The sequence below is a fragment of the Acinetobacter calcoaceticus genome, from assembly GCF_051947995.1.
In the GTDB taxonomy this organism is placed as follows: domain Bacteria; phylum Pseudomonadota; class Gammaproteobacteria; order Pseudomonadales; family Moraxellaceae; genus Acinetobacter.
In genome coordinates this window covers 1-13,324 of record NZ_JBLVVH010000006.1, presented here as the reverse complement: position 1 = coordinate 13,324, position 13,324 = coordinate 1, and the positions used below count along the sequence as shown (strand labels likewise).

9 protein-coding genes are annotated in these 13,324 nt (G+C 43.6%); 4 read left to right on the top strand and 5 right to left on the bottom strand.

What is annotated here, in order from left to right:
* Nucleotides 1-35: 35 nt before the first annotated feature.
* The 3 genes from ACNQO6_RS12365 (at nt 36) to ACNQO6_RS12355 (ending at nt 1,608) form a co-directional block, all read left to right on the top strand.
* Nucleotides 36-251 carry a hypothetical protein gene (locus ACNQO6_RS12365; RefSeq protein ID WP_343579953.1) on the top strand — a complete coding sequence of 72 codons (216 nt, stop codon included), beginning with the start codon at nt 36-38 and terminating at the stop codon, nt 249-251.
* Nucleotides 252-316: 65 nt separating this feature from the next.
* Nucleotides 317-937, top strand: coding sequence for a CatB-related O-acetyltransferase (locus tag ACNQO6_RS12360; RefSeq protein WP_312050349.1), 621 nt, complete (start codon nt 317-319; stop codon nt 935-937).
* Nucleotides 938-1,170: 233 nt separating this feature from the next.
* Nucleotides 1,171-1,608 (top strand): universal stress protein, encoded by a 438-nt coding sequence (locus tag ACNQO6_RS12355; protein WP_005231901.1) that lies wholly within the window; start codon nt 1,171-1,173, stop codon nt 1,606-1,608.
* A gap of 66 nt (nt 1,609-1,674) precedes the next feature.
* Here ACNQO6_RS12355 and ACNQO6_RS12350 read toward each other — a convergent pair whose 3' ends face one another.
* Nucleotides 1,675-2,187 carry a hypothetical protein gene (locus ACNQO6_RS12350; RefSeq protein ID WP_440209143.1) on the bottom strand — a complete coding sequence of 171 codons (513 nt, stop codon included), beginning with the start codon at nt 2,185-2,187 and terminating at the stop codon, nt 1,675-1,677.
* A gap of 98 nt (nt 2,188-2,285) precedes the next feature.
* On the bottom strand, nt 2,286-2,603 hold the full coding sequence (locus ACNQO6_RS12345; RefSeq protein WP_312050351.1) for an MGMT family protein: 318 nt from the start codon (nt 2,601-2,603) through the stop codon (nt 2,286-2,288).
* 91 nt (nt 2,604-2,694) lie between these two features.
* Between ACNQO6_RS12345 and ACNQO6_RS12340 the strand changes: the two genes are divergently transcribed.
* Complete coding sequence (locus ACNQO6_RS12340; protein ID WP_440209142.1) at nt 2,695-3,423, top strand: metalloprotease; 729 nt, start codon at nt 2,695-2,697, stop codon at nt 3,421-3,423.
* Here ACNQO6_RS12340 and ACNQO6_RS12335 read toward each other — a convergent pair.
* The 3 genes from ACNQO6_RS12335 to ACNQO6_RS12325 all read right to left on the bottom strand — a co-directional run.
* Nucleotides 3,420-5,147: a CapA family protein gene (locus ACNQO6_RS12335; RefSeq protein WP_440209141.1), complete on the bottom strand. Its 1,728-nt coding sequence runs from the start codon at nt 5,145-5,147 to the stop codon at nt 3,420-3,422. The genes ACNQO6_RS12340 and ACNQO6_RS12335 overlap by 4 nt on opposite strands.
* 19 nt (nt 5,148-5,166) lie before the next feature.
* Nucleotides 5,167-6,831 (bottom strand): poly alpha-glucosyltransferase, encoded by a 1,665-nt coding sequence (locus ACNQO6_RS12330; protein WP_440209140.1) that lies wholly within the window; start codon nt 6,829-6,831, stop codon nt 5,167-5,169.
* Between the two features lie 116 nt (nt 6,832-6,947).
* On the bottom strand, nt 6,948-13,324 hold a 6,377-nt coding region (locus tag ACNQO6_RS12325), incomplete at its 5' end, for a BapA/Bap/LapF family large adhesin (RefSeq protein WP_440209139.1).

Genomic DNA, 13,324 nt, shown 5'->3' with positions numbered 1-13,324 from the left:
GCTGTTTCTGAATAAAATAAAAATGAGATCGCACAATGCAGGATCGGTTGATCAGTGCCTTTATATATGGCCTTGCCGGAATTTTTTTGGGTCTTTTAATTACTGTAGCGTGGGCTCCTTATTTTGATATCAATACCCGTCCCGTTGCAATCATTCTAAAAATTACCTTGCTCTGTGCATTTATTGGTTTTCTATTTCCTCATCATATTCAACGCCTGTTTACATGGGTGTGGAAATTTTTCTCTAATTAAAAAAAACCGTACTCACTTTAGTCGTTATAATAGCTGGGCTTTCTTCTCTTTGTTATTGTTAAGATATGGATCAATTAATCAACTCTCCTGTTAAACACTGGTGTGAGTTCGAGTTTATTTCTAAGACGGTGAAAAACCCCAACATTCATATCAAGGGCAATTATTCTTATTATTCTGCGTATTGGGATCAGGGCTTTGAACGTTGTGTGGTGCGCTATCTCCATGATAAGGCTTCCACACCAGAGAAACCGATTGATCAACTTTATATTGGTAATTTTGTCTGCTTCGGCGCGGAATGCGTAATTATGATGGGTGGTAATCAACTACACCGTCCTGACTGGATCTCGACCTTCCCCTTTGATACACGTAGCTTTCTGCCTGCAGGTGACACAGTCATTGCAGATGGTTGCTGGATTGGTAGTCGTGCCATGATCATGCAAGGGGTAAAACTGGGTGAAGGTGCTGTGGTGGCAACAGGTGCTGTAGTTACTCAGGATGTTCCACCCTATGCAATTGTTGGCGGTGTCCCAGCCAAAGTCATTAAGTATCGCTTTTCTGAACAAGACATTGAAAAATTACTTTCTCTAAAGCTTTATGACTTAGATGAAAAGCAGATTTTAAACATGCGTGAACAATTGCAGACGGATGATGTGGATGCGCTGATTCAATTCTTTGAGTGCAATTAAGCCAGCTTTTATAGATAAATCATGATGATAGTCCCCTTTTATTTTTATGGAAATTTCATCTATTCTTAAATATATCCAAGCTTAACCATACTGCTATAAATAATAACTATCCCTATAAAAATGCTAGGTTTTATTCTCATCGCAATAGGTCTAGAATAGAACCGTAGCTCATATATTAAGCAAATTTTATTGACTCAATTCAATGCAAAATCATAAGTATAAGGAGTAACAACATGGCTTATCAAAAAATCTTAGTGGCGATCGATGACTCCGAAATTGCTGCGAATGTCATTCGTGAAGCAGCTCAACTGGCGAAGGCCTTGGACAGTGAAGTGACTGTGGTTGAAGTCATGGCACTTGATCCCTATCTGGCAGATGCTTATATCCGTATGGGTCAAAGCAATGATTTGATTGAACGTGTTCGTGGTTATGTTCAGGATAATTTAACGAAAGCCGAGCAAAAATTTGAAGAGCATGGCCTGACGGTAGCTACACAAATCTTAGAAGGCTTTGCCGTCCATCAGGAAATTATTGGCGCAGCGCAAAATCTAGGTGCAGACCTGATCGTGATGGGCTCACATGGTCGTACAGGCTTTAAACAGTTTGTATTGGGTAGTGTGGCACAGAAAGTTTTGGCTGAAAGCCATATTCCAGTCTTGATTGTTCGCTAGAAATATAAACATAACCGGATGAATAAAAAACATGGTAAAGGTTCACCATGTTTTTTTATTTTTTAATTATTGAGTTTTTAATTCAATAGGTTTAGCTTTTTCTAAAACTTCTTTAGAAAGCACATTCGTGGAAACAATTGTTAATGATTGAGCATTTGTTTGAAGATTTTCTTTCTTTAAGTCATTTAAAACAACATTGCTCTCTTTTGTATTTAGGCTATACATCGCCCCAGTCGCAGGATCGATAATTAACAAGCCAATTATCCCCCCAAATAAAATATTCCCGATATACCAGCCATTCATACTCGAAGTAACTTTGATTTCTTTCTTTTCATAACCTTCTTTTTCAAAAATAACCGTATATCTTTCAGGAACAAAGAAACCAGCACCACGATTTAAGCTGACCGTAACTGGCGCTTTACCCACATGAATTTTTTTCCCATCACGATTTAAAATTGTAATATCACTTAACTCAGGTGTGCTTTGAAATGTCATGGTTTGGGTTTTACCCGAAATGATGCTGGCACAACCAGATAAACTGAGAACAACAGCCCCACAAAGTAGAGAAATTTTTTTCATTTAAATACCAAAAACACTAATGTAATTTTATGTATCGAAGTGTAAATAAACTGTAAAACAATTTCAAGATATTCATTGGGGTCTAAGCGGTGATTATTTTAAGGCTGCCAGCCAAAGATTTTTAAACTGACCTTACCATTTAATAAATAGATTCCCTCTTGTTCTAATAATATCTGCTGAACATTTTCACCGCGCTCATTGATGCGAGTTACACTGATTTTTCCTTGAGAATTAATAACACGATACCACGGGATTTCACTTTGCTTGTCTAAATGCTTGAGCACATAACCGACTAAACGCGCATGTTTAGGCAAGCCCGCCAACTTGGCAATTTGTCCATAACTTGCCACTTTGCCATATGGAATCAGCGCAATCACTTCCAAGATTTGTCGATGTAGTTCATTGGTATCTTGCACAATACAACCTATAAAAATCTGCTAAGATGATAAAAATCATGCGAAAACGCTAGACACAATAATTAAAATGCTACGACTTGAGAGAACAACAATGCGGTTAAAACTCACAGCACTGACAGTATGCTGTCTGGTCTTTAGTGCATCCTGTACCACACAAAAATCACCTGTAAAAATCACACCTTATAAATATCACGCAGGTGCTTCAGATGACTTGCCTGTAGTCAATGTCAGTTTTATTTTTACCACCAATCGTCCTGAAGCCCAAGCCTTTGATAGCAAAAAGCAAATGTATAAAGAGCTGGGCATCCTGAACCAGTATTTTGTCGATGAAAATAATCAAAAAATCTTTAAGTTCAAATTCCATCGCTACTATTCTTATCAAGACTTTAGTAAACGAAAATGTGATCTTGCCAATCACCTTAACCAGCCCAAAGGATTGATTGCCGATAATATTCCTGGTGCAGTAAAAACCTGTTTTCCCCATCGCAAAAGCAAGGAAGTGCTGTTTTTTATTTATGATTCCTACGGCGATAAACTCAAATATGCCGATGTGACCAGTTGGGGCTTTAGAAACCAGGGTCAGCCTTTTATTTTAATTGACTGGGAACGCCTAAATTACCAGATTCAGGCCGCCAGTGTACACGAGATGGGCCATGCTTTTGGCTTAAGCCATGTCTGTGCTCCGAAAGCGACCAAAGCCACACCAACCAATATTATGACCAGTTATGACTGTAAACTCGGTAGCGGTGGCTTACGTAATCTCGGCTTCACCCAAGAACAGCTCAGTATCATGCTCGAGAATTACAAACGTTATCCTTAAAATTTCAGCTGGATATAACGACCCAAATGATCTTGTCCCAACCTGTAATCTGCCGAATTGAGTTGACCGGTTAAAAAAGCCTGTGCTTGCTTGAATTGTGCTTCATTTACAGGATAAGGCTGCCAAAAGCTGTGTAAATTATCCGTGAAGATTGGATAAAGCTGTACACTTTGCGCCTTTAAATTGATTCGAACCACCAGTCCGTACGGCAAAGCCTGATATTTTTCAAACTCGCCATTGCTATTAAATACGCCATTGCCAATTCCGAATATGACGGGTTTATGCTGAATATATTGAATAGGCTGGATGGTATGCGCCCCATGACCAATCACCAGATCAGCACCGATCTGGGTTAACACCTGTGCAAGCTGTTCCTGTTCAGGATGCGTACTTTTAAAATCCACACCCCAATGACAAATCACAATAATCTTATGCTGTGGATATTGCTGTCGATACTGCATGATTTGTTCAAATAGAATGGCATTAAGACTTGCTACACCTGCACTCTGCCCCAATGCATAAAAATCATACGCTTGATAAGCCGTCTGCCGATGCCAATAGCCATTAAAAATGGCAACTGTTTGCTGTTCACCCTGAATTTGCAGGCACTGATGCGCCTGCTGTTGATTAGCCCCCGCCCCGATAAAATTAATCTCAGCTTGATTTAGCAACGCCAAAGTATGTACAAGGCTTGGAGTACCATAGTCTTTTAAATGATTATTGGCGAGACATAGCGTATTCACATGCACACACTTAAACTCGGCCAGAGTCGGTTCAGACTGTGCTCCCAGAATAAAGGCTTTTTTATCTGTTAATGGTGAATCTTGATCAATATTAAACACGGCTTCAAAATTGGCAATATTGATCTCATCTTCATGGAAAAACGGTTTGATCTTTTCAAAAGAGTGCGCATAGCCATAACGTTGTAGCGCATCGTCTATGCCCTTGTTTTTTCTTTTATGGGTATAAAACTCACCGAAATAGGTATCGCCTATCATATTGATCCATTCACTTTTTGCCTGAATCTGTTTGGCAGGCAATAAAGCGGGTTCAAAATAGTGATAATACGGCAGCAGATAGTCAATCCGATGCAAATCATCCAAGAGATGAAAAATGCCGAGGCTCTGATTTTCATGGCGATACGAAAAGTAATAATGTTGCTGCTGATCTGAGAGAATCAGGACAGCATCGAGCTGGTGACAGCTCAATACAGCGCTAAATGGTGCAATCTGCTGCCCTGCGAGCTTGAATGTTTTGACAAATACCGTATGCAATAAGGATACAGGCATGTTAAAGATGGCTTGGGCAAGACCTGATAAATTTTGCAGGGTATTCTGTACATGACGGTCTGGATCAGGCAGTTGCAATCCAAACTGCTGGGCACTCTGCACCATCTGGATTTGGGCCTGCTGCCAATCGCTAAACAAAGCACAGCCAAGTGCCTGCTTGTGCTCAAGCCTTTGGGTAAAACTCCAATATTGTAATAGCACCAAAACAGAAGCCCCCTGTTTCAGTAACTGTCCCTGTTGATGCTGCTGTTCAAACGGCTGCTCGATTACTATCTTCTGCTCAAGTTGCATCTGACCTGCAACAATAGCTTGCAAAGCCAGATAAACTAAAATCCAGTCACCACAATCACCTGCGATTTCAGTCTGCCAAAGCGGATGCTGAAAATTTTCATTGCCGATTCGACTGATGATCTTGATTTCTTGAGGAGAGCGCATGGGTTTCATCCTCCATGATTCAGTTTTCAAAATGCTGAACATAGGCCACATAACCGGAAAGATTATGTTCCTGATCATCAATACGGACACGGAAGCGGTCATGCCGGACATAAAAGGCATTCAGACACTTTTCAGGACAGGCCATATACATGGCCACTTCGGGATAAAAAAATCCGGTACGTTGAAAATCGCTACGAAACTCAATCAGCTTTTTTAAATCCTCAAACTGTGCTTTTGCAAACAACTCATTCAAACCCAAATCCCGAATCCGGCACAGCATTTGATAAGCCGCCATCATCATTTCCAGCAAAGTGGCATAGGCAGTTTTACGATTGCGGATAAACACCAGATGCTTGCGATAATTGTTGATCCCAAATTGAAAATATTTTTCTTCTGGACAAATTTTGGTGAGCTCATTACTACAGTAACTTAACCAATGGTCATGATAACGATCATATTTTTGTTCGATAAAGCGTTCAAACATGCGCTTGACCGTGCTTAGCAGCTTTTCATCAGCCTGTAGCTGATAAAGTCGTAATAAAGCCAAGGCCGCTTCACCGTCATAATAAATAATGCGGAACTTTTCTTTCACGCTATAGTCTGGGTAATGCAGGACATGTACGGTTTCGCCTGCAGCATTGACCATCGACAAAATACCATTGGCCAAGGCTTGGGCAAACTTCAGATAATGATCATCCCCTGTCATTTCCTGATATTTACTCAACATCAGAATTGCAGCGGCATTGGCACCCAGCTTGATTTCATTCAGTTGGCTGAGATCTGCACCATCTAACATATAAGCCAGACCACTTTGCTTTTCGATATAAAAATGTTTTAAGGCATATTCAATGGCTGTCTGGATTTTTGCGATTCTGTGCTGTTGTGGGAAAAGTGACAATGTCTCAATCAAGGCATAGGTCGAAGTACAATGCCGCACCGTGTTATAGCTACGGATGTCACGGTCATAGGCTGGAAAAAAACCATAGATAAAACGTCCATCCGTCTGAATCTGCTGTTCAAGAAATTGGGCGTTGGCCTCAATCATCTGCATGAAATGCTGTTTTTTGTCATCTGTTAAATAGCGAATTCCATGTTCAGTAAATTGGCTGTGTAAAGGAAAGAGTTGGCCATGTTCATAAAATATGGCATGACTATCAAAGCTCCAGACCTGCTGGATTTCACTGAGCTTGAGCGGACTCTCTTGATGCGGATATTTCTTTGAAATACTGGTATTCAGGTTATCTTCATCAAAAAAGTTGGGCGTGTCATAGCTCAAGCCACGAATGATGGCCTTGCCATACAGTTCCTGTTCCAAAAAACAGGTCTGGAAGTGCTGATCAAAACTGATGCCTTTGCGATAGTGATTATTATGAAACTGGCATTTTATGTCTTGCTCGATTTGCTGCCAGGATGCTGCTCGGATGTTATAGGCCAGATCAAATTTTAACAATTCTGCCAGTTGACCCTGCTGGTTGAATTGTGTATCCAGAAAAGTAAACAGCGCCTGTTGCGCATATTGCAATTCGGTCAATGCAGTATTCCAGACCTGGCAACGTTGGGTTCTTGCCCCATAGGACAAGAAAATAACGGTGTGGGTGAAACCCAGATGTTGCTGAATCTTTTCAAAGTAAGCACTGAGTTGATGTTTGAGTTGTTCAAGTGCTGAAATCGTCGTAATCGTCATAGATGCAGTTGTTAGAATTTTTAAGCGTTTTAAACAAGATAGCACAATTTTTTATGATCTTCTCAAAATGAAAAAAGAGAACCCGAAGGTTCTCTTTTTATAGAAAGGATTGAGGATTAGTAAATGATTTGATGGTTATTGATCAATTCATTCAATGTCGTATTGACGCCCTCTAATGTCACCAGATCCGTATAGTTATGAGCTCCAAACAAACCGGTACCGTTACGGTCAATCGCAATAATAGTATTACTACCACTTTGGGTTACACGTAGATAATCGCCGATATTCAGTGCATTTTGATCACCATCCAGTAAGCGCTGAACATCGATCTTGTCAGCCTGATCATTGTAGTTTGCTGCACTTGTATCTGTACTACCCACTACAAAGTCAGTCCAGTGATCTCCACCCGCAGCACCTGTCGTGTTACCACCAGTATTTGCACCATTACCAGTCGCAGCATCACTACCGTTCAAGATTTGGTAGATCAATGTATCTGATCCTGTACCTGTCGTGAAGGTATCGTTTGCAGCTGTACTGGTGAATACAAGGTTGTAATCCGTATGGGTCAAATTGATATCGAGTGTAGATATCGACTCAGCGCCAGTTGCCGAAATCACTTTGTAATCGATGCTATCAATGGTCGATAAGCCAGTTGTCGTAGTTGTATCGTTTGGACGGTATTCATACGCACCATTGGCTTGCATGATCAAGATACCGTTACCGGTATTGATACTTTGTCCAACAGCATCGACATATGATCCAGCGACACTATCCCACACCTGAAGTTTGTAACCCTCTTGCGTTGGAAGGCCTGTATCTGCAACACCACCAATATCATCTCCGAATAACACGTTACCGTTGATCCAGTCAGAGCTGTATTGATCCAGATGTACAGTGGTTGTCGTCACACTGGTATCAACCGTTGTCACGCCAACCGACAAGCCTGTCATGGTGTATTGAACACGATATAGACCCGCTGCCAGATAATCGACATTGTCCTGGAAGGCTACACTACCCGCCTGAATCGTGGCAACACTACCCAAGGCAGTTTGCGATCCGGTATAGATGGTATTGGACCATGTTGCACCGCCATCGGTACTACGTTGAATCACATAGCTGATGGTTGGTAACAGGCTTGCCAATGGTTGAGCCGCATAAACCGCTGCCAGATCAACATTTGCAAAGGTTCCACTCGCTACCGTGAAGGTGTTTGAAGTAACTGTCTGAGTCAGATTCAGTGGTGTTGTACCAATGGTGACATCAGGACTTGCTACATCCACAGGTGCATCTTTCGCATTGCTAAATTCAGTTGTTGCAGTTGCAGTATCTGCATTTGCAGTGAACTGAACCACACCATCATTGCCTGGGTTCGCAGTATCCCAAACCACAGTTGCATCAGGTGAACCGACTTGAATATGCAATTGTGCCGTATCCGTCGCACCTGTCAGTACATCACGGATGGTATAGGTAAAGGTATCGACTTTACCCACCGCACTCAAATCAGTGGTGTTCGGTGTATAGGTATACGAACCGTTAGCAGAGATCACCAAGGTACCGTAAGCCCCAACGATGGTTGTGTTGGTTCCAATCGTTTCAGTTGGTGCGCCAGCAACTTCTGAAGTGACTGTTGAAACCTGTGTGGTCAAGGTAATTGAATCACCTGTTAACACATTGCCTTCTGCCTCAATCGCAGTATTGGTCGGTGCAACGGTATAGTCGAAATCATCTTTCACTACACTCATGGTACCCAAGATACCGACGCCCACACCGGTGTAGACCATGAAGGCACGGTATTCGCCCTGTCCTAGATCAGGCACTGTTACACCAATACCACCACTACCTAATAAACCGATGTTGAGTAAGCCCGTACTTGAACCACCATCAATGTTATGCCAGGTTCCATCTGCTGCTTTTTCTTGCAGTACCACCTTGTAGTCATTGAATAATGACAGTGAAACTGTTGGTGCGTAAGAGAAGGTCACGTCCGCACCATGTCCAGCTGCAATGCTGAATTTCACACTTGGAGTACCCAACAGTGAAACGTTGAGATTTTCAGTCAAGCCAACCAGTACCAGATAGGTCGCAGAACCTACCGCAACACCCAGTTGTCCTTGTGGAACAACATCGACACCCGCAGAAACCACATCATCAATCGCATCTACAGGTGTAGTCACGATATCGGCTGGTTGTGACGGATCCGCCGGATTCCAGGTCATATCGACAGCATCACTATCAATATGGAAGTACAAGGTTGCTTGCGATGAATTCACCCCATCAGTCAAGGTATAGGTAAACTGATCGACTTGGCCTACACCACTGGCATTGGCATTTGGTTGATAGCTGTAATTACCATTGGCGTAAATCGATAATGTACCGTAGTCACCGACAATGGTTGTGACACCTGTTGCATTTACCGTATGAGCCACACCATTGAATTCAACGCTGGTGATGCTACTGAAGCCAGATGCGGTATCTGCATGTCCATTGAGGCCAATGTCATGAATCACATTACCTTCCGCAGCTTCTACGCTGTAACCGGTAATGTTGGTTGCATCAAATACATCTTTCTGAACAGAAAGCGTACCGAGCAAGCTGACACCGACGCCACTACCGGCATAGGTCATGAAGGCTCTGTATTGACCTGCACCTAAACCATCTAATGTGATTGAATTACCACCAAAGGCTGCAAGGCTCAGTAAATCGGCCTCGCCTGTGCCATGTACAGCAACCCATTGATTGGTCGCAGTATCAAATTTCTGCACTACGAGTACATAGTCAGCAAGCAGGCTTGCGTCGATTAATGCACTGTAATTGAACGTCACATCATTTAAGGTGTTATCGGTTAAGGTAAAGCCGACGCCTTGTCCACCCAACTGGAAGTCAAAATTCTCGGTTAAGCTGACTAAGGCCAGATATAAATAACTGCCTACCGCAACATCGTTGCCAATTTGCAGATATTCCGGATTAATCTCGGCAACCGCAAGGTCATCTACAGCAATCACTGGTGTACTGTTGCCAATGGTGAAGTCCAGACTTGCACTTGATGTGTTGCCACCCAAAGGATCTGACAAGGTATAAGTGAAGTGATCCACCAGACCCAGATTTGCATTGGTATTATTCGGTGTATAGATATAATCGCCATTTGCAAATATTTTCAGTGTTCCGTATTGACCGACAATGGTTGCACCATTGGTGAGATCGACCGTGGTTGTTACCCCGTTGAAGGTTATAGAACCAACCACGGTATAACCTGTGACTGAGTCGGCATTGGTACCTACACCTAGACCGGTAATCACGTTGCCTTCTACTGCAACACCAGTGTAATCCACTTGTGTCGGATCAAAGACATCCATGGTACCTGTCAATGTGCCTAGGATACTCTTACCATATAGACCGTTATAGGTCATGAAGGCACGGTATTGTCCTTCTTCCAGACCTTCAAGCACCACACCCGGTGTTGCATTCAAGCCGATACCTAACACGCTGAGGTTAAGTAAAGATGCTTCGCTGCTACCAGTAATTGATTCCCAACGGTTTGTGACCGTATTGAATTTCTGTACAACAAGTTGGTAATCGCCCAATGCGCCTTCATTAATCAGACTGCTGTATTTGAAGGTTGCCGTACCTTGCTCACCCGCCGCCACATTGAAGTTCACTGTGCTGTTCACGAATGGTAAAGGTGCTTGGAGGTTGATACCTGCCAACGATAGCAATGCAAGGTAAGTTGCGCTGCCCAGTGCACGATCATCTTCAATAAGATGCGGTTGCGCACTAATTCCAGCATTCACGGCATCGTCTGCTGCAATAATGGTTACGGTTGCAGGTTCTGATGGATCCGCTGGATTCCAGTTCATATCGACAACTTTACTATCGAGGTGAACATAGAAGGTCGCTTGTGAAGTGGTACCTGATGCCGGATCGCGTAAGGTATAGGTAAATTCATCGACCTGTCCTAAACCAGCACTGTCAGGATTTGGTGTATAGGTATAGTCACCATTTGGATAGATCACCAAGGTACCGTGAGCTCCTGGCACCGTGGTTGGAGAGCCAGTGATGGCAACACCGTTAATTTCACTGATGACACTGTTTGGTGTAGCAATGTCGATTGCACCATTGGTATTTGGATCAGAGATCAGGTTACCGTGCGCTGCAACAACATCGTAGCCAGTGATCACCGCAGGGTTGTAGAGATCAACCTCACCGTTCAGGGTAACACCGACTGCACCACCGACCAGACCATTGAAGGACAAGAATGCTCTATATTCGCCTTCGGTCAAGCCCGCAATTTGCGCAGTTGGTGTGTTACCTAATAAGGTCAGATTCAATAATGAACGGTCACCTGTACCATTCACCGCTTCCCATTGACCAGTCACTTCATTGTATTTTTGCAATACAACATTGTAGTTACCGAGTGCCGATGCGCCAATCAGACTGTTGAAGCTAAAGGTTGCAACACCTTCTTGTCCAGCAGCGACATTGAAATCAACAGTATCCACAGTCAGCAATTGCAAGTCGACCAGATTTCCGACATTCAACAAGACACCATAGAATGCTGAATCTGTTTCTGTGCCCACCAATTGGTATTGTGGATTGATTTCAACTTCTACCAAGTTGTCCGCAGCACGGATTGAATCAAACACAATATTCAGATTGGCTTGTGTGGTCGCACCTGTGACCGGGTCGGTTAAGGTATAAGTGAATTGATCAGTATGTCCTACGCCCGAGCCATTCGCGAACGGAACATAGGTATAACTACCATCTTGATGGAAGGTAATCGTTCCATATTGACCATCGAAGCTTTCTCCATCGGCATCAATCGCATGACCATTCACAGCAGAGACAATCGTGGTCGATGTAATTTGATCGACTTGTCCGTTTGGATCTGGATCAAGGATCACGTTACCTTCAGCATTACCGACTTCGTATCCGCCAGGGATCGATAGGTCATAATCATCCATCGTTGCAGACAAGGTACCCAAGACACCTACACCTAATAAGCCGTCGTAAGTCAGGAAGCCACGGTATTGACCCGCTTCCAGACCTTCAAGTACGACACCCGGAACATTACCGATGCCAAGACCCAGTAAGTGCAAGCTAAGCAATGAAGCATCGCTATCGCCGTGGATAGATTCCCACTGATTGGTTGTGGTATTAAATTTTTGTACCACTAATTTATAGTCTGACAACAATGCAGCATCAATTAAGCCACTGTATTGGAAGGTCACTGTACCCTCATGCCCAGTCTGTACATTAAAGCCGATTGAATTACCACCAAGTTGAAGATCAATACCTGCCAATGAAGTTAACAATAGATATGACGTACTACCCAAGCTCACATCATCTTGTACCAATGCCGGTTGTGGGCTAAGTACTGCATGTCCAATGTTGTCATAAGCAATTAAGGTGCCGGTGTTCACCGTATAAGTGACATCACCAGTGACATTACCGACGTTACCTGCTGCATCTGTCGCCTTCACAGTGACATTAATCACTTTATCAGCGTCTGCAACCAGCTCTGCACCGGCTACGGAGATACTCCATACACCGCCCGCTTGAACTGTGGTGTTAATATCCACACCATTTACATTGACAATAACCGCATCACCAACTGTAAATTCTCCAGTAACCGTACCACTGATGGTCTGGTTCAATCCTGCTTCAATTGAGTCAACAATATTGTCACCTGTAATCGGATCAATCGTGACTGTCGTTGTCGCACTATCTGGTGGAGTAATATCCACGGTATAGACTTGAGTATCGATGATGTTGCTACTGTTGCCTACAGCATCAGTGAAGGTGGCTGTAGCCGCAATGGTCTTGTCTATATCCGCCAACAGGTCACTACCTGCCACATCGGCTGTCCAGTTGCCTGTCGCTGCATCTACAGTTGCAGTGTAAGTCACGCCATTGATGACTAAAGTCACCACTGTGGTGGCTGCATCTGCAGGGATACCAGTTAAGGTACCTGTTACCGTGATGGTGGTTGTTGATTCTGCTGCATTCAACACGTTGTCCGCAGTCACCGCATCAATCGCAAGGGTTGCACCCGCTGGATTTGGTGGAGTGAGATCAACTGTTTCTGTACCTGGTACAGACGGGTTACCTGCAGGGTCGGTGGCAATCGCAGTGATGGTATCACCATCCACCAGACCGCCTGGGTTTGGTACAGTCCATTCGCCTGTTACCGGATCAGTCACCACATCAACGGTGCTGCCATCCGGGAAGGTCACAGTTACGGTTGAACCTGGTTCTGCCGTACCGGTGATTGGATCGGTACCATTGACCGGATCAATCTCTGGCGCATTCGGCGCAGTCACATCCACTGTATACACTTGCGTATCAGTGATTGTGCTGCTGTTGCCTGCTGCATCAGTGAAGGTCGCTGTGGCATCAATGGTTTTATCGCCATCGGCCAACAGGTCACTACCTGCCACATCGGCTGTCCAGTTGCCTGTCGCTGCATCTACAGTTGCAGTGTAAGTCACGCCATTGA

What these genes read in the sequence shown, in the direction of transcription:
- ACNQO6_RS12365 (WP_343579953.1), top strand. Translation starts at nt 36, where the DNA reads ATGCAGGATCGGTTGATCAGTGCCTTTATATATGGCCTTGCCGGAATT.
- ACNQO6_RS12360 (WP_312050349.1), top strand. Translation starts at nt 317, where the DNA reads ATGGATCAATTAATCAACTCTCCTGTTAAACACTGGTGTGAGTTCGAG.
- ACNQO6_RS12355 (WP_005231901.1), top strand. Translation starts at nt 1,171, where the DNA reads ATGGCTTATCAAAAAATCTTAGTGGCGATCGATGACTCCGAAATTGCT.
- ACNQO6_RS12350 (WP_440209143.1), bottom strand. Translation starts at nt 2,187, where the DNA reads ATGAAAAAAATTTCTCTACTTTGTGGGGCTGTTGTTCTCAGTTTATCT.
- ACNQO6_RS12340 (WP_440209142.1), top strand. Translation starts at nt 2,695, where the DNA reads ATGCGGTTAAAACTCACAGCACTGACAGTATGCTGTCTGGTCTTTAGT.
- ACNQO6_RS12335 (WP_440209141.1), bottom strand. Translation starts at nt 5,147, where the DNA reads ATGCGCTCTCCTCAAGAAATCAAGATCATCAGTCGAATCGGCAATGAA.
- ACNQO6_RS12330 (WP_440209140.1), bottom strand. Translation starts at nt 6,831, where the DNA reads ATGACGATTACGACGATTTCAGCACTTGAACAACTCAAACATCAACTC.